This window comes from Pseudomonas sp. NBRC 111124 (assembly GCF_001320245.1).
GTDB lineage: Bacteria > Pseudomonadota > Gammaproteobacteria > Pseudomonadales > Pseudomonadaceae > Aquipseudomonas.
The window spans coordinates 68,898-91,607 of sequence record NZ_BCBA01000063.1; the positions used below are offsets into that span (position 1 = coordinate 68,898).

At 55.8% G+C, this 22,710-nt stretch carries 19 protein-coding genes and 1 pseudogene; 8 read left to right on the forward strand and 12 right to left on the reverse strand.

Annotation, left to right across the window (positions count from 1 at the left end; all coding sequences use genetic code 11):
* Positions 1-50: 50 nt before the first annotated feature.
* Together APH28_RS23470 and APH28_RS23475 are read left to right on the forward strand one after the other, a co-directional pair.
* The gene (locus APH28_RS23470) at positions 51-455 is read left to right on the forward strand and encodes a hypothetical protein (RefSeq protein WP_054912937.1); all 405 of its coding nucleotides are present in this window, start codon (positions 51-53) and stop codon (positions 453-455) included.
* Complete coding sequence (locus APH28_RS23475; RefSeq protein ID WP_060512872.1) at positions 448-831, forward strand: hypothetical protein; 384 nt, start codon at positions 448-450, stop codon at positions 829-831. Before APH28_RS23470 ends, APH28_RS23475 begins: the two co-directional genes overlap by 8 nt.
* Positions 832-870: 39 nt before the next feature.
* Here APH28_RS23475 and APH28_RS23480 read toward each other — a convergent pair whose 3' ends face one another.
* From APH28_RS23480 to APH28_RS23510, 8 genes are all read right to left on the reverse strand, one after another.
* On the reverse strand, positions 871-5,886 hold the full coding sequence (locus APH28_RS23480; protein ID WP_082432378.1) for a DEAD/DEAH box helicase family protein: 5,016 nt from the start codon (positions 5,884-5,886) through the stop codon (positions 871-873).
* Between the two features lie 98 nt (positions 5,887-5,984).
* Positions 5,985-6,290, reverse strand: a complete 306-nt coding sequence (locus APH28_RS28340) for a hypothetical protein (RefSeq protein WP_054913746.1) — start codon at positions 6,288-6,290, stop codon at positions 5,985-5,987.
* 236 nt (positions 6,291-6,526) lie between these two features.
* The gene (locus APH28_RS23485; RefSeq protein ID WP_060512874.1) at positions 6,527-8,041 is read right to left on the reverse strand and encodes a zeta toxin family protein; all 1,515 of its coding nucleotides are present in this window, start codon (positions 8,039-8,041) and stop codon (positions 6,527-6,529) included.
* A gap of 11 nt (positions 8,042-8,052) precedes the next feature.
* Positions 8,053-8,436 (reverse strand): hypothetical protein, encoded by a 384-nt coding sequence (locus tag APH28_RS23490; protein WP_218186525.1) that lies wholly within the window; start codon positions 8,434-8,436, stop codon positions 8,053-8,055.
* Positions 8,437-8,488: 52 nt separating this feature from the next.
* Entirely contained in the window at positions 8,489-8,872 is a 384-nt protein-coding gene (locus APH28_RS23495; RefSeq protein WP_054913744.1) for a hypothetical protein, read from the reverse strand.
* Between the two features lie 8 nt (positions 8,873-8,880).
* The gene (locus APH28_RS23500; RefSeq protein WP_054913743.1) at positions 8,881-9,249 is read right to left on the reverse strand and encodes a hypothetical protein; all 369 of its coding nucleotides are present in this window, start codon (positions 9,247-9,249) and stop codon (positions 8,881-8,883) included.
* Positions 9,246-9,656, reverse strand: a complete 411-nt coding sequence (locus APH28_RS23505; RefSeq protein ID WP_060512875.1) for a hypothetical protein — start codon at positions 9,654-9,656, stop codon at positions 9,246-9,248. The genes APH28_RS23500 and APH28_RS23505 overlap by 4 nt, the downstream gene beginning before the upstream one ends.
* Positions 9,657-12,185: a type IA DNA topoisomerase gene (locus APH28_RS23510; RefSeq protein WP_060512876.1), complete on the reverse strand. Its 2,529-nt coding sequence runs from the start codon at positions 12,183-12,185 to the stop codon at positions 9,657-9,659.
* Between the two features lie 138 nt (positions 12,186-12,323).
* Between APH28_RS23510 and APH28_RS23515 the strand changes: the two genes are divergently transcribed.
* The 6 genes from APH28_RS23515 to APH28_RS23540 are packed head-to-tail and all read left to right on the forward strand — an operon-like array spanning position 12,324 to position 19,785.
* Positions 12,324-12,740 carry a lytic transglycosylase domain-containing protein gene (locus APH28_RS23515; protein WP_060512877.1) on the forward strand — a complete coding sequence of 139 codons (417 nt, stop codon included), beginning with the start codon at positions 12,324-12,326 and terminating at the stop codon, positions 12,738-12,740.
* An 8-nt stretch (positions 12,741-12,748) separates the two neighbouring features.
* Complete coding sequence (locus APH28_RS23520; RefSeq protein WP_060512878.1) at positions 12,749-13,882, forward strand: hypothetical protein; 1,134 nt, start codon at positions 12,749-12,751, stop codon at positions 13,880-13,882.
* Positions 13,879-14,859, forward strand: coding sequence for a DsbC family protein (locus APH28_RS23525; protein WP_060512879.1), 981 nt, complete (start codon positions 13,879-13,881; stop codon positions 14,857-14,859). The genes APH28_RS23520 and APH28_RS23525 overlap by 4 nt, the downstream gene beginning before the upstream one ends.
* Positions 14,860-14,868: 9 nt before the next feature.
* On the forward strand, positions 14,869-16,152 hold the full coding sequence (dnaG, locus tag APH28_RS23530; protein ID WP_060512880.1) for a DNA primase: 1,284 nt from the start codon (positions 14,869-14,871) through the stop codon (positions 16,150-16,152).
* A 9-nt stretch (positions 16,153-16,161) separates the two neighbouring features.
* On the forward strand, positions 16,162-18,402 hold the full coding sequence (locus tag APH28_RS23535; RefSeq protein WP_060512881.1) for a hypothetical protein: 2,241 nt from the start codon (positions 16,162-16,164) through the stop codon (positions 18,400-18,402).
* A 9-nt stretch (positions 18,403-18,411) separates the two neighbouring features.
* On the forward strand, positions 18,412-19,785 hold the full coding sequence (locus APH28_RS23540; protein WP_060512882.1) for a hypothetical protein: 1,374 nt from the start codon (positions 18,412-18,414) through the stop codon (positions 19,783-19,785).
* Positions 19,786-19,815: 30 nt separating this feature from the next.
* On the opposite strand, the gene APH28_RS23545 is transcribed toward APH28_RS23540, so the two are convergent.
* The 4 genes and pseudogenes from APH28_RS23545 to APH28_RS23555 form a co-directional block, all read right to left on the reverse strand.
* Positions 19,816-20,130, reverse strand: coding sequence for a hypothetical protein (locus APH28_RS23545; RefSeq protein WP_060512883.1), 315 nt, complete (start codon positions 20,128-20,130; stop codon positions 19,816-19,818).
* Positions 20,127-21,083, reverse strand: a complete 957-nt coding sequence (gene ligD / locus APH28_RS23550; RefSeq protein ID WP_060512884.1) for a non-homologous end-joining DNA ligase — start codon at positions 21,081-21,083, stop codon at positions 20,127-20,129. Before ligD ends, APH28_RS23545 begins: the two co-directional genes overlap by 4 nt.
* Positions 21,084-21,151: 68 nt before the next feature.
* Positions 21,152-21,409, reverse strand: a pseudogene (locus APH28_RS28345) (MerR family DNA-binding protein); the annotation flags it as partial.
* Positions 21,410-21,554: 145 nt separating this feature from the next.
* Complete coding sequence (locus tag APH28_RS23555) at positions 21,555-22,565, reverse strand: tyrosine-type recombinase/integrase (protein ID WP_077747747.1); 1,011 nt, start codon at positions 22,563-22,565, stop codon at positions 21,555-21,557.
* Between the last annotated feature and the right edge of the window lie 145 nt (positions 22,566-22,710).

The window sequence follows — 22,710 nt, forward strand, 5'->3', positions numbered from 1 at the left end:
TGCGGAGTGCAGGTTACGGCACGCGCAGTAACGGCAAAGGAGGACCAGCCATGGGCGAAGTTTTTGTCAGCACAGTTCATCCGGCCTTGGGCAGGCTGTACTGGGTTTACACATCCAACGCAGATTGCAATTACCCCGATCATTACAGCTTGACCGATTGGAGCGAGCTTGCCACTCGATTCCCCAAGGGGTGGCGGGACCATCAGTACTACCACTGGAAACACCGCTCCCACATTTCGCAGGTCTTTGAGCCAGAAGACCCTTACGGTGATTACTTCGAGCAATATGAGGAGGAAGAAGCCGGGGGCGTTCTGGAGCAGCGGCTATCGGGTTTGCTTGCTAACCTGCAGGAGAAAAGTGGGCAGACTGTTGAGGAATTCAGGCATTGGATGTTTCGGGCAACCTGGGTTGACGTCCCTGCCCTTTGCATCGTTGAGAATTGTGCTTATGGATGAAGAATTTAAGAATCGACTAGAAGAGCGCTGGCTGGACCATCAGGTCGCCTTGAATAGCACGATTGCGGCTCTAAAGGCTGACCCCGCTAACCGTTATGCTTTGGTCAAAGCCTGGGCGGTCTTTGTAGCAAAAATTTCCCTGCATTCACTTGTAGGAAGCGCGGCTTTTTTGCTCGCCGTTTACGTGGCAGTGGCCTATCCCTACGGCTGGGTTCCCAGTTCAGTAGAGCTCGTGCTTCAAACTTGGACGGTGGTTGCATTGATGGGCGCTCCAATCCCGCTGCTCGCCCTTTCGGCCCCTGTTCGTTACTGGGAAACACGAGCCGCCGAGGTGATGAGGGAAACAGACCTCCCATCAACGCACATAACATTCTGAAAGCAGAAATGAAAAGGGCGCCTCAGGCGCCCTTTTACATTACGCCCGCATTTTACTCCGCCCTGGTGCTGCGGAACCCTGCAGGAGGACTGATTTTGGCTCCCACTTGGACACATAGGAGTCATCAGCCTGCATCAGCTTCAGCTCCCTGAGCACATCCCGGGCATCCTCGCGCAGGTAGTCGAGTCTGGTCTGCTGCTGGAAGGGCTTCGCCTTCTCCTGGATCGCCTTATTGAGCTCCGACAGCTCGCGTCCCCGTGTAGCTTCGGCCTCATCCCTCCAACCTTCCAGACGCTCCAGGAAGTTGTCCATCCGGCTGATGAATCCACTAATGCTGAACTTGTCGTCGACGCGATACACCAGGTTGTCCGGCTCGTACGAGTCCCGGCCGGTGACGGTGAAGTGAATTTTCTGCCGCTCGCACGACACCTGAACTTCGAAACCACGATAGCTCCCAACGGGCACCAGCTCTGCGCGCTGGAACGTGTCTTCTGACCTGCGCTCGACGGCACGCTTCATTGCGCCGGCAAAAACTGCGGCCAGCCTTTCCTTGTCGGCGTCCTTAAACGTCCTGCCATTTGCCGAAAACTCGAATTCGGACTTGGTGCCGGCATTGCGACGCTCAATCTCACATGACCAGCGGGCGATTGCTCGATCGGCACGCGTGTCGGCGTCACGCAGCCATGCAATGCGACTGTCAAGAGAGTGCTGGCCACGTTTGAAGTTGGAGAACAATGCTTCCACCTTCTTGAGGTCGGCCGCGATCTGCACCTGCTGGAAGATCAGAGGATTGCCAGTGGCGGCGGCTTTCATCTCGGCAGCATTGGCTGCTTCGCTGGCCACATCCTCGATCACTCGCTGGAGGCTGTCGCCCTTGCGGAACTGCTCGATGCCTGCCGCCTTGAACTCGATGGTCTGCCACATGCGGCTATCGTAGGTCTGCTTCGTCGCGTAGCGCAGAATCTCGATCTCGAATCCGTCAGGGTCCATCTCATAGAACAAATTACCTTGCCGCTCGATGCGGCCATCGCGTTGTTCCAAGTCGCTTGGGCGCCAGGGTGCATCTAGGTGATGCAGGGCAACCAGTCGACGTTGGACATTCATGCCGGCGCCCATCTTCGCCGTAGAGCCCAAGATGATCCTCACCTCACCGGCATTCATCTCAGCAAAGAGCTTGGCTTTCTGCAGGTCCGTGTTGGCCTCATGGATGTAGCGAATCTGGTTTGCCGGGATCCCTCGAGCAAGCAGCTTGGAGCGAATATCGTCGTACACGCTGAACGAGCTGGACCCAGCCAGAATATCGTCCATCGATATCGAGGCCTCACCCTCCTCCTCATCCTCTGAGCTCACAGGAGCCTGTTCTGGACGTTTTGAACCCTTCGGTGTGGAAAGGTCGCAGAAAATCAGCTGCGTTCCTTTACGCTCGTCCCAGGCCTCCCAAATGCGGAACGCTTGATCGACACACGCGTTCACTTTGCTGCCGGCGAAATCCCCGGCTCCTGGATCGATAAGTCGGAAATCCAAACCCGCTTTGCGCGCGTCATTGGTGATCTTCAACGGATTATCGAGACGTGGGTCTTTCGGCAGATGCTCCATGCGATGGATGATGGATCCTTCGTTCCATGACTTGAATGTCGATCCATCCGCTTTCAGCATGGGCTTACCATCTGTGTCCACTGCCTCCTGCTGAATGCCCATGTACCAGGCTTGAGCCTCAGATCGATCCACAATCACGTTCTGCGGGCGACCGCCTTTCAGTTTTGGTACCGGGAATCGGGTACCGCGGGCTTCGGCCTGGTCCTGGAGGTCCTTGCGGGTGATCACATCGGCGAAGGTCCGATACATCGCTGTCAGCTCAGGGACGTTCTGGAACTTTGCAAAACGCGAGTTGAGCTTGTAGTTAACGCCGGTAGCGTCCAGCTCCCAACCAGTTACCACCTGACCGAAAGTCGAAGCCCAGGCATCGAAATGAATGATGCCCCGGGCTTTCATCTCGTCGTACTGCAGGTATCGCTGCACGGTATAGAGCTCAGCGATCGTATTGCTCAGTGGGGTACCTGTGGCAAGGAACACGCCGCGGCCGTCGTTCCGTTGCTGCAGGTAACGGCACTTAACGAAAAGGTCGAATGCCTTTTCCGAGCCTGCTAGATTCCCCAAGCCCGATACCCGACTGAGCGAGGTGGTGATGAACAGGTTCTTGAATTCCTGAGCCTCATCGACAACCAGGGCATCAACACCCAAATCGGCAAAGCTAACGGCTTGGTCCTTCGAACCGGTGTCGGCTTTCTTCTCCAGACGCTCGGTCATCCGTTCCTTCGCCTTCTCCATCTCTTTGATGGTCACACGATCGCCCTGGCTGCTCTTGAGGTCGAGAATCGCGTCCGTGAGGTCCTGGATCTGCTCCTGCAGCAACTCCTCGAGCGTTTCAGGTGGCATACCAATTTTTTTGAACGAGCTGTGCGCCACTACCACTGCATCCCAGTCCCCTGTAGCAATCCGGGCAAACAGCCGCTCGCGGTTTTCTTTCTTGAAATCCGTCTTCTCTGCTACCAGCACGTTGGCGTTGGGATACAGATCGTAGAAGGCATCTTTCCACTGCAGTAGGAGATGGTTCGGTACCAGCACCATTGGCTTGCGGAACAGCCCCATCCGCTTGCTCTCCATCACCGTGCCGACGCACACGAGCGTCTTGCCGGCGCCGACCACGTGATCGAAAAGTGCTGTGCCGTCCTGAATGCCGCGCCAGATCGCGTCCTTCTGGTGTGGTCGGAGCGTGATGTCCAGCGAAGTACCAGGCAACTGCAGATGTGATCCATCGTAGCGGCTAGGAATATTGGTGTTGAAGCGATCGTTGTAGAGTCGCGCGAGGGATTCTCGACGTTCCTGATCCTCCCAGATCCAGTCGGTGAACGCAGCGCGGATCTCGTCGGCCTTCTGGTTAGCTGCTGCAGTCTGAGTTTCATCAACCTGCATGATCGGATGGCCATGATCGTCCTTTCCGACCTCTACCTTCACCTGGATCGGCCGGTTTGTTAAAACTGCCTCCACCAGCTTGTTCGCAGGATACGCATCGGTGCCCCAGGTTACGCGCATGGTTGTGTTATCCCCTTCGGAGATATTCACCATCCATTTGCCCAAGGCTTCTTGGTAGTCGATGCGCCGGCGCACATCGCCCATGAGGTGCACGACGAAATCATCGATTGTCTTCGCCGGTACCCAGGTTGAACCTAACTGCACGGAAATGTCGATCGGCTCGATGTCTGCAGGCTGAATTGGCCGCAGCGCCTCTACGTTTTCCAGGAATTTGGGATCGTGTTCCGCAGCACGTTCCGCTCCCCTGAGTTTGGCTTTCACATTTCCGGTCAGGTACTGATCGGCGGTTTCCCAGCGATCCTTACCAGGGTTGAAGTATACGAGCCCTTTCAAATCCCGAAGCAGCTCAGCCTCACTGAGACCGCACAGCCGGATCATGCGCTCGAGGTCGACACGCCCTACCTGGTTCATGCTGACAACCAGTGCATCCTTAGCCGATTCAACATGGCGTATTTCTTCCCGTGGGCTCATCACTCGGCGCGAGAAAATGGCGGCTTTATCCGCAGAGGGATTGCGCGCCGGTACACCATGCTTTCGCGCCATGTCTGCCGAAACGCCGCGATCGTAGTTGCTTTCCAATGAGTTCAGCAGGGGATATTCAGGATCTTCCCCCATCGCCAGGCGGTTGGCCTGGCTACTCAGATGACCATGCCGGCGAACGTACTTGTCGTAGAGGCCATTCAAACGGCCTCGCAAGTTGTCCAGATCCTGAGGATCAACGGATTGCTCAGCATTCATCAAAGCGCGCAGCGCGTCCCGCACCTCGATCATTCCACGAATTCGCTGGCCAGCTCGCTCTGTTTTAGGGGTTATGAACTGGTAGTCGTGGGTTGCGAGCTGATCAGGCAAGCGGCGAGCCAGCTGGTCGTCGGCGGTAACAAAGTAGGAGCCCACCTTGGTATTCGCGGGGAGGTCGACCTCGGGCTTTCCTTCCTGACCTGGTTCGCCTTCACCAGTTGCGTCAACTTCGAGGTTGCGCATAGCACCTGCAGGCAATACTTGAAGCCTGGCGGTGATCGCCGCTGCCAGGTCCTGGCCTGGCTCGGCCAGTAAATCAGCGGCGTCGCGGCGCATCTTCCCAGTAAGGGCCATGCGGCCGGCCATTTGCGCAGGATTGTCGATGAAATACTGGTTGATCGTGATCGGCTCACCGGTTTCGCGATCTCGTATTTCACCGACATCCACCCAGCGCCGCTCAGGCCTATCGCCTGGCATCGCCTTCTGGAAGAACACAATGTCAGTTGTCACTTCCGTTAGCGCATTTTCTTTGAACGCTGTGTTGGGTAGGCGAATCGCCCCCAGGAAGTGAGCCGTATCCGCGATATGTTCCCGCGCCTTGCTGTTGGCGGCATCGAGGAAGTACCGACTCACCACCGCTCCCATCACACCACCGGGTTTGAGCGTGTTGAGCGATTTGGCCAAGAAGTAGTTGTGAATCGAGAAGCCTGCCAATTCGCGGTGATGCGGGTCATATAGCGATTGCGATCCGAAGGGGGGATTCGCAACGCAGGCATCGAAGTATGCGCTTGGGATAGCCACATCCTGCAGCCCACGATTGATGAAGGTAGACGACGGATAGAGATGGGCGCCGATTTGCGCAGTGAGCGGGTCAAGCTCGATGGCAGTGATGCGGCTGTTGCGCCGCATTTGGGCCGGCATCAGGCCGATGAAATTGCCGGTGCCGGCAGCTGGCTCCAATACCTTGCCGCCTTCGAAACCAAGGCGCTCCAGTCCCTCGTAAATGCCAGCGATGACGGTGCTTGAAGTGTAGTGCGCGTCCTGAGTGGAGCGCCTGGCCCTCTCGTATTCATCTTGGCCCAGCAAGGTGGACAGTTCCTGGTACTCGGTTCGCCAAGCATCATTTCGATGATCGAAAGCCTGCGGCAGCCCACCCCAGCCCACATACCTGACCAGTGTGGCTTGTTCATCGGGAGTAGGGCCGCGGCCTTCCTTGTGCAGCACCTGCAGCAGCTGTAGGGCAGCGATATTATCGCGGAATTTCGACTTCGCTCCGCCGGAACCTAGTCCGTCCGCGCTGCTGATCGCGTAGTCAGTAGGTGTTACAGGTCCGTTTCGATCTCCAGCATTGCCAGGATCTCGTGCTCTGTCAGCCCCTGCTTGCTCTCCACCGGCAGGCTGTTGATGGCTGTCAGTTCCAAGGCTTGCTGATCCAGAAGCCGGCTGAGCAATTGCAGCTCGCCCTGCAGCTCCAGAGACTTGAGGCGTTCTGGATTGTTCAGAGCCCAGCGGTCGAGAATCTTCCAGCCTTGGAGGCTGAACGACGGCGACTGGCGGATCGATGCGAGTGTCTGCTGGCTCAGGACTCGCGCTGAGATTTCCAGGGGCTGTGTTTGATTGGTGATCATAATGGCGGTCTCCTTGGTCTTCGTCGGAATCGAGGCCAGCTTGTAGGTCCTCGATCGTATCTACCGTCTCTTGAAAAGCGAAATCGAACGTCATCTGCCCCTGATTTTCTGGGGTCTGCCGCCGTTTTCTAGGCATTGCCGTCGCCTCCTATCTCAGTTTGTATAATAGTCATTATACAAACTACTGAAAGCGCGACAATGCGAGTCTCTAACTCGCTGTTTTTAAAGGGGTACTATCAGTAGCCCGGCTTAGGTCGCCTCAAGAAGTCACCCTGGCTAAGGTCGGTCGGGTACTTGTGACGGTATTCCGATCGGATGCCATCCAGCTCGGCATGCTCGCTGGGGGCCGCTCGACGCACCAACATTTTCCCTTCGATCATTTCCAGATTGTAACTGAAGCCCCGGATCTCCTCGGGAGTCCAAACTCGCTCGCGCTCCTGGGTGATGCGCTGTCGGCCACCTGCAGGTGCGCAGTCTCCTTCGGAGAGACGACGCGCATACAGTTCCGTGCCGTTTCGGCTGAATACCTGCAGCGTGTCGACCAGGTTGTCTGCTTCTAACCGTTCTACGGTTACCGGCAGACCTGCGTAGGCCTGGTCATGCTTGTCTCGATTTGACCAGCGGCCGAAGCCGTTGGACTCACGCTGAAGCTCGTAGCGCATATGAATGCTCATGCGACTGACCAGAGGGTCCACGGCCAATACCCGGGCTTCGACGCGATACCCTGCAGAGTGAAGGCGTGAGCAAAGCCTTGCGAGACTATCGGGGTCACGCATGGTGCCATCGATCAGCAAGTTTCGGCGATTCTTTATCGCCAAATTGGTCAGCTTTACCGACCAGGCGCCGGCATCTGGATGAGTGCGATCCGCGGCCATACGATCGTTCTCGCGCATAAGCTGCAGGTACTGCGGATGGTGCTTGCGCAGCTCATCGGCATCAACCTTGATGGTGTTGCCGCCAAACTCATCCAGCGCTCTACTGCTGAGCCCGGCCTTACCTGCACCAGGTTGGCCCCCAAGGAGCACGGCCGTTGGTTGATTGACAGGCTTGGTAGTGGAGAGTGCCAGCATGGCGATGTCGTCGAAAATGGCATCATGCTCAACGGGGGACAGCCGAAATTGCGACTGGTCGTCCTTGGGAAACGTCATTTGCTGTCGGTGTCCTTCCTTGATACCTGCAGCGATTGCCTGAGCTTCGATGCGCAGCTCGCTGATAGTAAGCCGACCGTCTGTTAGCCCTACGGCCTTTAACATGCCTTGTAGGGAACTGCGGGTACGGTCCCACGCTTTACCGAGGAACGAACGCTCCTCCTCGGCGACAAATGCGAAGATCTCTTCCGCACGATGAATGTCCGGGAGCTTGGCATAGTGCTCGTCGACGTACGCCCATATGTGGGCTAGCGATGGTTCACCGCGCGTTTCAAGAACGCGATCCAGGAACTCTCGCTTTTCTTCGGGATTGAAGGTGTTGAGCCCATAATGCCCGAGGAGCTCGTGGCGCAGCGCTCGCTTGACGGCCCCTTCATCACCCATATTGGAAGCGGCAAGGGTAAAGAGGGCTCTTGCTGGGTGGTAGGCTGCGTCGATTCGATATCCGATTTTTTCTCTTGCGGCGTCGGGTCCATAAATTTCCTCCTGCGTGGCCTTGATGATAGCAGTCACGCCTATGTGACCACGATATTCAGCCATGAATCGATCCACTATCGACTGGGCCTGAGCAACGGTTAGTCCGACCTGTTCGTGAGATGGCATGAGGTTACCCCTCAAACCGATGCTTTGACGATCGGCCCGTAGCGCTCGATCGCGTGCGCTACCGCCACTGAGTCGTCAATGCGGAGTCGAGACCGCTCAACCACGAGCTCAGCTTGCTCGGCCCGAAGCTGATCAATCAAAGCCTGATTCGGAGCGCCCTTGCTACGCTCGGCGTGGATATCACGGGCTTTGAGGGCGATCATGTTGCCTATGGTTTCCATCGCTGCCTCAAAGGCCGCAAGCTGTTGGTCCGTCCACTGTGCCGGCATGGCATTGTCCTTCTTAGCTGGTTTCGAGGCTTTGTAGATCAAGGCGAGGCCAAGAATCATAAATAATGCTGACTGAAACCCTTCATTCAAGGGTCGAAGTTCGTTGAAGTGATAGTTGACCGCCATGGCCAGGCCCACTATTAGACTCAGCGCCCCGACTAGGAATCGCACGATCCGATTATTCATCGCTGACCCTCGCGGCGCTGGCTTTGACCAAGGCCAGCTCGTATGAGCCATTCAGCACCGTCATCAGCTGTTCTGCAGTTGGTGCGCTTTGGCACCTGAACAGCACAATGGCCAAGTCTTTGAGACCACGCGCTCGATTGATGCTGCGGGTCGCTACAGCCCGTAGATCATCGGTGTCATAGACATTTGCAAATGCCACACCCTCGGCACCTGTAATTTCCACCGTGCGGTTGATCGAGGCTTCCACTGCCGGCGGCAAAGCAGGTTTGTGGTCTGCGTCCACCAGCATCAGGGAAACGATGAAAGGCACCGGATCGCCAGCATCACTCTTGGCAAAGTAGGCCGGGACCACCTTCATTTCGGTCGCGTTAAACATGATTATCCCTACCGTTTGACGTCGAGCGCCAGAAAAGGCCCTTTAAAGCCTACCTGCTCGTCAACTGAGCTGAATGCTGCGATCCCCTTGGCCCGTTCTTTAAGCCACCGATCGAACACCTTGCGAGCTTGCTTGTCATCGACACGAACCAGTTTGCCATCTTCAGCGAAGAACACTGGCATACGGAACGTATTGCTTTCGTCAACCGAAATGGCCATTTCAAACCATTGGTTGTTCCCCTCGGTGACTTTGATGAATTGGGTGTGCATCCCCTGGATCACTTCCCTATGTTCACCAGGTTCCCTCGGTGCGCCTGATTCCTGGTCGCAACCGGCCAGTAGGATCAGCAGCAGGATCGATAGTGTGCGACGGATCATGAACGTTCTCCTTCTGCCCACCCGGGCGGGTAGGCAGGGTATGTGATTGACGCTTCTAGAACTGGAGATTCAGGAGCCAAAGCCCATGCGTAATAGCCGGAGCCCTCGAAATAGAGCACGGGCTGTCCCTCGACCTCGCCTATGACTGTGGCACCGGCAGAGAAGGACTTAGGCAGGTCGCCCAGGCGCAGCGTTGGCAAGTTGAAGGATGCTTGCAACACATCGCCATGCTTGTAGAGGTTGCGCGCAGCGGCATCACCCCAGGCGGATCTGTCCCGTGCAATGGTTCTGAACATCATCCACTCGAGCGCACTTAGGGCACGCATATGCTTGAGCACCAGATCCTGGAATTCCTGTTTGTGGGCCAACAGCTGCCTGTCGTGTTCGGTCAAGAATTCAGTGTTCATTCAGCTTGCCTTCTTGCCGAAGTCGAATTCCACTTTCCAGCTATCCCGGTTGAGCTTCAGGTGAGCGGTGAACGGACGCTTGTCACGGTTGAGAAAACCCGAGAGTTTCTCCGTCATTCCGCTCGAGAACAGCGCTTGCGCTTCCGCGGCACTCAGCGGCCGACTGGCGATGACTGCACCGACCTTGAACTGGCAAGCTGAGCATTGGAAGTGTCCAGGTACCGCTGCAATCTCACCTGAGCAGCGCGGGCATTCAAGCTTGCTGGATGACATCGCCGGTACTGCAGGCGCTGAACGGTCTGCATTGCTCGGTGCCGAGTCGAATACGAATGTCGTTTTACCTGTGGCGGTGTCCAGCTTCAGCTTCGCGGAAAACTTCGACTGCTTTTGACGGCTCACGAACCCTTTGATGACTGGTGTTTCACCTTTCACCAACAACAGCTCGATCTGGCCTGGAGTGAGTGATTTACCCGAAACCTCGTGCCAAAGCACGAACTCGCAGCTGGAACACACGGTTCGCTTGCCCCGGTTCTGCAAAGCACTCTTACAGTTAGGGCAGGGAACGCCTTCGCCGGCTGTGGGCGGAAGAGGTGTAATAGAGGCGGCCTTGGCAGTTGCAACAACGTCCCGAACGAACTCCTCGGCGTAGCGCATGAAGTCGCTCAGACTCATGGCCCCGTCTGCGACTTGATCCAGCGAACGTTTGAAAGCACCGGCTTGCGCGGGATCCTTAACGCGCATGGGCAGCGCGTCAATCAGGCTTCTGGCTTCGGGGCTGGTCATGAGCTTTTTGCCCTTTCCTCCCGCCGGCACGAACAAGCTGCGCCGCTTCATGTCGGCGATGATGCCTGCACGGGTGGCTGTAGTACCGATCCCCTCCCCTTCTTTGAGCCGCTTTTTCAACTCCGCATCGTCTACGTACCGATGCAAGTTCTTCATCGCATCGAGCAGCATATTGTCGTCGAAACGCGGGGGCGCGGTGGTTACCTTGCCTGTCGCATTCACTTCCAGCCACTGCAGCAAATCACCCGACTTCACGTCAGGAAGTTCACCCTCTGGCCCTTCTTCCTCGGCAGGCGCACCGTCCAGCGGCGGAGGCTCTTTGTACACAGCCTTCCAACCTTGATCGGTTGGGCAGACACCCGTTGCACCGAAGACCTCGCCAATTTGAACGCCAATGCGCAACAGCATCGAGCGATACCGGTAATCGGCAGCGAACTGGGCAAGATAAGCCCGGACCACCATGTCATACACGTTCCGCTCAGCCTCGGACCAATCAGCTGAATTGACTGGATTTTCCGGGGTTGACGGGATGATCCCGTGGTGCGGGGTAGGCTCGCCCGTGGGGGTACGCATTTTCGCATCATTAAAGGCTGCTGATTTGCGCTCAGGGTCCAGCTCACGAGCAATAGTCAGCAGATCTGGCCGCAGCTGCATGATGCCAGCGATCACGCCGGGGGCTTCGGCATGATGAGCTTCAGAAAGGAAGCGCACATCGGTGCGAGGATATGTCATGACCTTGTAGGTGTCGTAGAGCTTTTGAGCAGCCTCCATCACCTCGTCACCGGTGTAGCCGAAGCGGCTGAAACCTTCCATTTGCAGTTCATTCATGGACAAGGGAAGTGGAGGTTTTTTCTTCTTGTCAGTGATCGAGTGCTCGATGATCGAGGCTTCCCCGGGCACGCCTTCCTGCAGGCGTGCAAGAAGCTGTTTCGCAACTTCCTCGTCTACCAGCCGACCGGATTCATCCAGGCCTGTTTGGTCTTCTTGTGGCAACCAGCGGCCGCGAATCTCAACCCCGGCGCTGGTCGTGAATACGGCGGTGATGTCTTGATAAGGGACAGGTTTGAAAGACTCGATCGCGCGGTCGCGCTCACGGACTACGTAGAGCAAAGGGCTCTGCACGCTACCAACTGGCAACAGCCCTTGGTGACCCATGTCGCGCCCCCGAAGGGTCATCGCCCGCGTACCGTTCATGCCCAAGAGCCAGTCGTAACGGCTCCGAGCAAGCCCCCACAACCGCCATCCCCTGAACAGCGGATCCGAGTTGTCACGCATGTTAGCGAGCGCCTCGCGGACCTTGCTGGGGTTGTAGTCGTTGATCAAAACCCGTTTAACAGGCTTGCGGCAGCGGAAGTACTCAAGCGCCTCATCCACCAGGCTTTGTCCTTCGCTGTCGGGATCGCCGAGGTGATACACAACGTCACACCAGGCCAAAAGCTCCTTTAGTTTGCTGAGCCGGGGCCGTTTGCGAGGATCAGGCAGAATTTTCCAGTTTTGTTCTGGTGGGATAATCGGCAGGTCCTCCATCCGCCAAATTTTCCGACCCTTGCCTGTTTTAGGCAGATCGTCAGGCAGATAGTCATCAGGCGTCGCCTGCTGAAAGGCATGCCCATCCAGCCAGACGCACCAGTCATTACCGTGTTTTGTCCAGCCTGCCCCACGGTCAGAAGTGTGTCCATTGAGCACAGGGAATACACCCTGGGACAGCTGGGATTCTTTCTCAGCTATCCAAAGAATTTTTTCCATCAACCCTCCTTACCCTTGAGCCTGGAGCCGCTTGGATCTACCCAGCGACCGGTGTGGTTTGCCTTGCCTTGATTCCGTAGAATAGCTACCATACGGAAAAGCATAAACCATCACGGGTCATTACGGAAGGATTGCCTAATGGTTCCAATTCCTGCACCACCGCCTGATGTCGCCCAAGACCTGGTACCTGCCTGCATGGTGCAGGCCGCCCGGGATTACAGCCTGCCATTGCGCGGCCTAATCGCTGTATGGCTGACCGAAAGCGGCAGCGGCGAACCATTGAAGAGCCTTAATAAGAACGGGACGGTCGATCACGGACCTTTTCAAATCAACACGGTTTGGGCAAACCGACTGCAAAGCGAGTTCGGCGTAGCCCCTGAGCTCATCACAAGTGATTTCTGCTGGGCGGCTAGGGCCGGCGCTTACATCCTTCGGTATGAGATCAATCAAGCCGGCGGGAGCTTCTGGGATGGCGTAGGCCATTACCACTCAAGGACCCCCAAATACAAATACCCCTATATACAGCGCGTATATAACAACTCATTGCGATTCTAGGAGGAACTATGGCGCGCAATAACCAAGTCGAATCGGATGGCATGTGGGCAGTGTGGCTGCTCATGATCGCAGTTCCTGTGGTATTCGGCTGGATGTGTTGGCACCGTTGGCATGGCACCATTAGCTATTGGGGTTTGAAATGGGCTTGGTACCAATTGGGCGTGTTCGACTGGTCATTTATGCCAGATCAGATTCGCCAATGGAGATACGAAGCGGCCCTACTTGCGATGAACCCTTCGCAAGTAAAATTCGGCGACTTGCTACGCCTACTCAATATTTCCGGCTACTTTTTCATTTTCGTTCCTATCTTGTTGGCACTGCGTGGATTCCGCGCTGCGCATCGCCATTCAGCCAACAAAACTCGCCGCGTTATCACTGTAGAAACACTCCCGTGGGTCATGTCTAACCATTCGCCGGCAATCATTCCATCATTGTATTACGGTGATCCGCATACACTGCTTCTGAATGATGACCCTCCTGAACACAGAAGTGCGATACACCCAGAAGAATGGGCTTTGCAACATGGCCTCATCGTCAACCGTAGGCTTGATCGCGAGCGTTGCCGGGAGTTATTGGTCAAGGACTTGGGCAGTCCTATCAAAAACTTGAATGAGCTGAGTGTTACTGAACGAGCACTATTCGCTGTCTTTGGAGCCCGGCTGTTATCGGATGGTCGCGATATGAAGAAAGCCCAGGAGCTGCTGGACGCTCTCAATCGTTCTTGTCACCACAACACTCACGAAGGGAAAAAAGGCTATCCCGACCTGAGCTTGGCCGAGGATGCCTTCAAAAAATACGCCGCGCACCCAGAGGCTCAAGCCTGGCTGAATAAACACCCCTATCCCAGAACGATGCTGTACGCCATGCATGAACAAGCGAGTAACTTGGGGAAACTGCCATCGTCACAGTTTCGTTGGCTGAAAGGTATGGACCGTCCCTTGTTCTACGCCCTGAATTTAGGAAAGCGTAAAGCTCCGCTTATGGAAGCCGGGGCAGTCTATACGCAAACCCACTGGGAAAGTTTTGCCGATGACACAGGTTATAGGCTAACCGAGCCATTTATCGAAGATGCAATCGACGGGGTTGAAAAGTACTTGGCCAAGCTTGGTCTCGTCGACCCGAATACAGGAGATAGCCAATGAAAAACCGAGACAAGATCCGTCAATACGATAACACTCTCCACATTCATTTCGGCTCGACGGGTGAAGAACGGAGCGTCTCGTTGTTGCCGCTGGAGCGCGGGCTGTCGCTGAAGCGAGAAGGTAAGCAACTCCTCGTGACGAGTGCTTTCGGTGGGAAACTGGAGCAGGTCGTTCTTGAGTCCTTTGGCACCGAACAACTGGCCACAGACGCCTTTGAGGCGCTCCAGGCAGCGATCGTCTCGCATGGGCTGCGCCGGCGCTGGTCCTCCCGGGCCAAGGGCATTGTGAAATGGGGAATCATCCCAGCTTTCGCAGTGATCTTTGCTCTCGGGCTGAACATGTTTGCGGCCAAGCTGACCGGCCTGCAGGCTCCAACCGAGGCCCAGTACGATCCTGGCATCGGCACTCAACCCCCTGCGCCGGTTTTCACACCCCAGCGCCCACAGCCATTGCAACAGCCCGCTCCTGACCTCGCCAACATCCCAGGGCTGCCCAAGGCGGCAGACCCGAAAGTCGTCAGGGAGGCGATCAAAGCCGGGGTAGCCACGGGCAAGTACTCGGTGAAGCTCTCCGAAGGGGCAAAAGGGACTGTCTACATCTTCTCCGATCCGTCATGCCCCCACTGCCAGAAATTCGAGCCTGAGCTGGAACAACTCGCCGCGGATCATACCGTTGAAATCTTCCCAGTATCGGTGATCGGTGGCGAAGGCTCAGCCAAGCCAATCGCGCAGATGCTTTGCGCCCCGGTCGAGCAGCGCGCATCAATGTGGAAGGCCATTGCCAAGGGGCGTCCGGTTGAAGGTCCAGTATGCGAAGAGGGCCTTACCCATGTGAGGGCGAACGACCAGGTCTTCCGGAAACTGCAGTTCTTGGGTACCCCAACTGTGATCAACCAACAGGGCGCTCAGACGCCGCTCACTCTACCCAACCAGGCGGCAGCTATTGCCCAGTGGCTGGAACAGACCCAGGCTCAGTAGGAATCGCTCATGGGGAAGTACGTTAGATACAGTGACGAGTTTCTCGATCGAGTCCGCAAAGACGCGGATTTGGTTGGGTTGATCTCGCGTGACATCACACTGAAGAAATCTGGTAAGAATTTCAGTGCCTGCTGTCCGTTCCACAAGGAAAAGACGCCGTCGTTTAGTGTTTCCCCAGAGCGGAATTTCTACCGCTGCTACGGATGTTCAGCTAAGGGTGACGCTATCACGTGGATGATGGATCACCACCACCTCCCCTTCCCTGATGCTGTTGCAGCGGTTGCCGAGTTTTCGGGAATCCAACTTCCAGAGACGAGCCAGGCTACTCCGGATGACCAAGCCCGGAATGCTGAAATGGCAGCCATGTATCGTGCCCTCAAAGACGCCCTGGCGCTCTACATGGGGGGGATTCAGAGGAATGTGAAATCGTTTGGTTATCTGACCCAGCAACGCGCTCTGACGCCCGAGACAATCGAAAAATATGGGCTGGGAACCGTCGGTACGGGAATTGCGGATCTTCTGCTTAAACGGCACGACCGGCAGACCCTTATTGACTGCGGCCTTGTCTGTGAGGCTGAGGATGGCCGGATATTCGACAGATTCCGTAGCCGGATCATGATCCCTATTTACAACCAGGCAAACGCGCTTATTGGTTTTGCAGGGCGGTCTGTGGTCGAGAAACCAGACAGAACGCCGAAATATATTAACTCGCCTGAGACGAAGCTGTTTCGGAAGGGTGAGGAGCTATATGCCTTCAACATTGCTCGGCAATTTATTCGAGCCAGCAAGCATGCAGTAGTGGTTGAAGGGTTTTTTGATGTTATCAGCCTCCACCAGGCTGGCGATCCGCGCGCTGTTGCTCCCATGGGGACGGCTCTAACCAATACGCAAATGCGTCGGCTTTTTCAGAATGCAGATACGGTTACCTTCGCCTTCGATGGCGATAAAGCAGGGCGTAATGCAGCATTGAGATCATCTGCAGTTGTTTTAGAAGAAATGCGCGACGGAACAAATGCGCAATTCCTGTTCCTGCCAGAAGGCACTGATCCGGACAGTATTATTCGAGAGCATGGTGTCGACTATTGGAAGGATATGCTGAACCAGGCACAGCCGCTCAGCCAATTCCTCACTGATTTCGTATGTCATCGCCTCGATCACAGCATTCCGGAATCCCAAGTTAAAGCAGCGGAACGAGGTCGAGCCGTAATTGCCCGTATCCACGGCGCTGCACTTTTCAAGAAAGCGCTTAGCTTGCAATTTGAGCGCGCTATTGGCATTTCCTTGAGCGCGTAGGAGACCATAATGGCTATCGATTCTCAACATGAGATCCAAGCGGGACGTTTGTCCAGGGACACCCGGTCAGGCTGGACCCGATTCATGGTCTCGCTTCACCGGCCCAACAACTTCAAGCTTGCGATGCTCGCACTTATTGGGCTGATGGTGTATCAACCGGCCGCGTGGCCAGTTTGGATACTCGTAATGTGCATGATGGTAATGTCATTCAACGACCAGCGATTTCGAATGCCATTGCGGATGCCTAAAGACATCGGCGGCAAAGATCGAACTGATTATTATGAGGAGCTGGTCGAGAAAAAAACCTTATGGGGCTTATTCAAAAGCTCTAGAACGTTTCGCAAGCTCATGGCTGCAGGTGGCATTATGTACTTGGGTTACTTGCGTACGCCAAACGCAGAGGGCATTGCTCGAAGCGAGGACGAAGGTCGAGAACTTTGGCTCAATAATTCTGACTGCCGTACGCATATGTGGATTCCAGGAACCACCGGCAGTGGCAAAAGTGAAACTCTCATGGCGTTGTTCTTCAACGCTCTTTGCTGGGGATCGGGTGCTTGCTACGCCGACGGCAAAGCAGACTCTAACCTTGCGTTTTGCCTGTGGTCGCTCGCCAGGCGCCTTGGCCGTGAAGACGATTTCCTAATTCTCAACTATTTGACGGGGGGTATGGACCCCTTCGACAGCATGGTGGCCCGCGAGAACGGTAAAGAGTGGACCTCAGATTTTAGGGCTCAGTCGAACTCGCTGAATCCGTTCGGTGATGGTGCGGCCGACTTTTTGCTGCAGCTCCTGGCGTCGCTGCTGCCAGCGGCCAGTGGCGATGGAGCAAAGTGGCAGGAAAAAGCGATCAACATGGTCGACGCAGTGATCAGGACGCTTTGCTACAAACGAGCCAGGGGCGAGATTGAAATTTCTGTCGCCACTTTCCGCCATTATCTCGCGCTCAAGAATCTGGTCGAACTTTACAAAGAGGGTCAACAGGGATTGATTCCCGAGACCGCCTATCTTCCGATCAAAGCTTACTTTGAGACAGGCCTGCCGGGCTTCAACCCCGACCTTGTGGACGATCCCTCCAAATGGGATGCCGAAGTATTCAACCAGCATGGCTATTTGACTGGCCAATTCTCTCGCATCTTCTCCATGATGATGGATACCTATTCGCATGTGTTCAGCGACAAGTATCCTGAAATCGACATGATGGATGTATTGCTCAACGATAGGCTGCTCGTGGTGATGATTCCGAGCTTGGAGAAATCAGCCTCCGAAGCGGCATCGCTGGGGAAACTCTACATCTCGTCCATCCGCTTGATGATGGCTCAAAACCTCGGCTACAAACTAGAGGGGACGAAAGAGCAGGTGTTGGATACAAAAGCGACCAATGCGCCCAACCCCTACCTCATCATCAGTGATGAGCTGGCGTACTACTTCGCGGCCGGGATCGCTGTAATGTTCGCACAAGCTCGAAGTCTGGGCTTCATGATGGTTGCGGCAGTTCAGGACATGCAAGGTCTGAAACGTGGCGAGGCAGCTGACGAAGCCGCCTCGATGCTGGCCAACACCAAGGTTAAGTGGGTACTCGCACTGGAAGACCCCGAGGACACCTATGACTTCATCCGCAAGGCTGGTGGTGAAGGGTATTACAGTGTCCTGGGTGGGTATGACGAAAGCTCCGGTGCCATGCAATCCTCCTTCCGCGCCCAAGCGGGAGCCAATATTGAAAAGCGCAACAAGATCGAGCTGCCTGACTTGAAAAAGCTCCAAGCGGGCGAAGGCATGGTCATCTTCAAAGATAGCGTCGTGCCGAGCTCTAGTTTCTACATCCCGGATGAGCACAAAAAAACTAGCAAACTATCTGCCCGAATTAACCGGTTCCTTCAAATTGAACGTCCGGAATATTCGAGACTGCCTCACAGCGCAGAGAAGATCAGCACCACTGATCACCATTCGGTTGACTATATTACGGCTCAGCTGCGCAGAGTCGAATCAGCTTACTATCCGAAACTTGATGATCCTATCCTTGATGAAGTCGTGGCCACTGCGACGCACTTGGATGGAATTACCCGATTTGAAGTAACCCCAGAGCAACGCGGCATCGTATTGTTCCAAGCGGCCCGCAAAGCTGTGCACGCTGCCGAAGCTCAAGGTTTGACTGGGTATTACCATCAGGTACGTGAAGAAGACGAATTTGAGGAGTTGCTTGGTGACGAAGCGGATGATTTAGACATCCCCGAAGAAGCCTTCGACGACTAAGGAGAATATATGTCCACAGCTATCAAATTGGGGAATGACTACTGGAAACTCAAAAAAGACAATGTTGAGTTACCCGTCGTGTGGTCTGAGGACCGCGTATCTAATCATCATGTCGGCGTGGCTGGTACTTCTGGTGCTGGTAAAACGCACTGGATCCGCGAATTCGTGACCAACATGAATGAAGATGTTGAAATTGATATCTTCGATTATCACGGCGACATCGAGATCCCTGGTGCTGAGACAGTGATGTTCAGCGAGTCGTCGCGCTTTGGATTCAACCCGCTCATTCTGAATACTGACCCACATTATGGCGGTGTCCGTCGGGCAGTGAACGACGTTATCGAGTCAATCAACTCGACATCCAGAAAGCTCGGAGGGAACCAGGAAGGCGTGCTTCGCCACCTCCTTACAGACGCCTATACTGCTCGGGGAATCTTGCCTGGCGACCCGCGCACCTGGGTGCGTCGGGAAGCGACTGAGGATGAAATTCGCCACATCATTCAGACCAAGCAGTGGAATGAGCTTCGTGGAGTCTATCCCACCCTCCCTGATGTGATTCGACTCGCGAAGCGAAAATTGCGATCACTCTGGATGGGCGTCGACGACAGTGGCGATGGGAAGAAAGCCTTGAGTTGCTTTGAGGAATACTGCCGGTGTATGTCGGCAGTGAATAAACGCCGCACGGAGCTCGCAAAGGCAAAAGCACGCGGCGATGATTCCGATATGGAGGCGCAGCAAAAGCGACTCAATGCAGCGAAGGACAAAGCGGAGGAGGCTCACAAGACGTTTCTGAATAATATCGAAACCGGGCATGAGTTTGAGGATGCCATCAAGTATCACAGTAAAGACGTTGTGCTGAGCGTGATTACACGCTTGGAAAATCTGCATGCAACCGGTGTATTCAATCCCAATCCTCCTCCCTTTGGTAATGCGAGGGTTCGTCGCTACAACTTGAAACCCTTGGCTCAATCAGAAGACGAACTCAAAATGTTCGTTCGCTTTCGCCTCCGTTCAATCATCCGCGAGATGATGCAGCGGGGTGAGTCAGGGGGGAAACTTCGTCGTTTAGTAGTTCTCGATGAATCAAAAAAATTCAACGATGAAGATGTCAGTAACCCTATAAACATCATCGTTACTGAAATGCGAAAATTCGGTTTGTCGATCCTCCTTGCTGGACAGTCCCCGGCTCATTTCAGCTCAGACTTCATCAAAAATGCCGGCACCTTGCTGCTTTTGAACCTGGCTACTGCAGATTGGGATGAGGCCGCTCGCAAGCTCAAAATCGATGTGAAAGATCTCAAGTACCTTCGCCCCCAAACCAGCGGCGCAGTCCGTATGCTTGAGAAAGGACAAATCGCGCAGTTCAAGCAAATTCATTTTTAAACTGCCGCCGCCGGCTTGCAGACGCTGACCCTAACCGGTCAGTTGTTGCGCATTGAGGTGACGCCACAGCTCGGCCTCAATGTACTCAGAGTAGCGTTCTGCAAGCTCAGCGCAGCCATTGCGTCCAAGATCCACGGATGTGCCATCCGTATCGAACGCTTGACCAGATACCACCCTGAACTCAAGTTCGTGGTATCCCTCGGCATCCCAATCACTTGACCAGGCACCAGGTTGAGGTTCTGCTGTAACCAGGTTTGTGATCTCGCACTGGATCACGCAGGCCTCGGCCTCGATATCCACCTGATACAAACCCACCTCCCAGGACGCCTCAAAACGTCCGCTCATACCGGCTCGCTGTCGCTCTCCAGGCTTATAGCGTCGGCCGGCTTGTCATCGCGTAGCCCGACGAACACCGCGTGCCTGACCTTGCCGGCAGGGGTAATCTCAGCGAACTTCACTTCACACACCTGGTGCGGGGCTAGCCAAACAACCCCTGCGCTTTTCATTCGAGGTGGGTCGGCAAGAGAGGGGCGATCCTGCACAAGCGGTGCGAGAGCAACCCGCAGAGCCTCCAGAGTTCGCCCGCTGAAGCCAGAACGAACTTTCCCTGCGTAGACCAGCTGGCCATCGTCGTCATGCAGTCCCAGCAATAGCGATCCAATGCCACCTGCAGCACGTGTGTAACCGGCTATGACGAATTCTTGTCGACTGCCGCACTTAAGCTTCACCCAGGCGCCGTCCCGGGTGCTGCTGTAGCGGCTACCGTCTCGCTTGCCTACGATGCCTTCAAGGTTCATCCGGCAGGCATTGGCAAGCAGTTGCAAAGGGTCTGCATCCAAGGCTGCGGAGAAGCGGACCCGCTGTAGCGGACAATGCTCGAGCAGCGCCTCGAGGACTTGCCGCCTTAGCTCAACGGCTTCACCCCGAAGATCCGCACCATTGAGGTACAGCAAGTCGAAGGCCACGTAGACCAGGTCATCGGTCGCTCGAGTGGCGAACGCCGACTGCAAGGCTTGGAAGGCCGGTCGACCGTCGTCCTCCTGGATCACGACCTCGCCATCAAGCCAGGCTGAATGTACAGCCAGACGGCGGAGGTCTTTGGCAAGCAGTGGCATGCGATCGGTCCAGTCAAAACCGTTCTTGGTAAAAAGCTGCACCTGGCCACCATCGATCCGGGTCATCAGACGATACCCGTCGTACTTGATCTCATACCTCCATTCTCCTTCCGGGGGCCGACTCGTCAGCGTGACCAGGTGCGGAGCGATCCATGCCGGATTCGGTACCTTGGGTGGTTGCATGTTCTGCCACCTCACTATCGGGGACATCCCTTCAGGGGGTCGTCTCAGAATTCGGAAAATAAAGCACGCTAAGGCGTAGTCACCCCGTGACTCCCCCGCGCCGATGCAGCGAGCTTCGTTCCGTCTTGCAGTGACGCAATCAGCGGGCAGGAAACGTTCCCTTTCCGCGCATGGCAGGCGCACACCAGTTCAGACAGCACGGCCTCCATGCGTGCCAAGTCGGCCATCTTCTCGCGCACATCCTTGAGCTTGTGCTCGGCCAGGCCGCTGGCTTCCTCGCAATGGGTGCCATCCTCCAGCCGCAGTAGCTCGGCGATTTCGTCCAGGGGGCGTGCCGAGATAAGCCAAAAATTAGGACATTCGTTCTGTAAGTAACTGTTTTTAAGGGAACTGCTCATGTGCTGCGGAAGGACGGTCGAGAATAGAGGGTGGCCACTTGGGATTCTAACCAGCCCTGCTTACAAACCTTGGCTACGGTTTGCGTCGTAATAACGAGCCAGCCGCATTCTCCTCGAAAGCTCCAGCTTCCTCGATATAGCCGTGTACGGTGCCATCGTGCCGCCAGCCACCCTGTCGTTTGATCTCAAGGAAATCCGCCCCAGCCCGATGCGCACTGGTAGCCAGTCCCCGACGCAGACTGTGGCTGCTCAGTTCGGGCACATACAACAGCCCTGCGGCTTCGGCACGTGCCGTCAGGATGGTATTCACGCTGCCCTCGTGCAGTGCCACCTCGCCGAGTACGCCCCAGCGGCTGATGCGCCGGAACAGTGGCCCCTGAACGATCTGAGCCGCGTCCAACCACCGGCGTAGCGCTGTCGCGGGGCAGCAGATGCTGTCGCCGTATGGGATCGCCTTGTCGAGTCCCTCGCCCTCCTGATCGGTCTTGGAACGGGGCAGCGTGATCCGTAGACCTTCCTGCTCCCACTCGAGGTATTGCATCTCCAGCGTGACCAATTCGCTGCGCCGGAACGCACCAAAATACCCGACCTGGAGCAGTGCACTGTCCCGCAGTGTCGCCAGTCCGTCGAGCGTGTTCAGGTGCACCACGATGCGTTCGAGATCCTCTAGGACCAGGGCCTTGGCTTTTTGTCGAGGCCGCCCGTTCACCCGCTCAATACCGCGCAAGGTTTTGCCCACGGTGGCGCTGGCGGTAGGGTCAGGAAAACCCTGATAACGGTGCCATTGCGACAGCGCCGTGAGGCGCAGGGCCAGGGTGCGCGGGTTCAATACTTCCGCAAAAGACAATAGATAACGAATCAGCGCGGCTTCATCGCACGGCAGCACGCCGCCCCAGGCGAGAAAGTGGCGAATGGCCGAGCGGTAGGTGCGCCGGGTGTTGTCGGTTGTCGCGGCGGCGAGAAAACGCTGATGTTGCTCAGCCAATTGTTCGGGGGTGGTGAGCGTACCGGGGGTACGCGCAAGTACTGTCGGCTCTTCGTGCCGCCTGGTGGGGAGGTTTTCGTCATTATTGCCGGCTGTCATCACGAAGCGCCTGTTTAGGCCATGTGTACCGCAGATTATAGACACAACCCTCGATCGCGATGACTTAACTCACGATAACCGCGCTTATCGTGGGTCAACTGACGGTCTCAGTCGGCTGAACTATTCTGTACTTAAATCGAGGTAT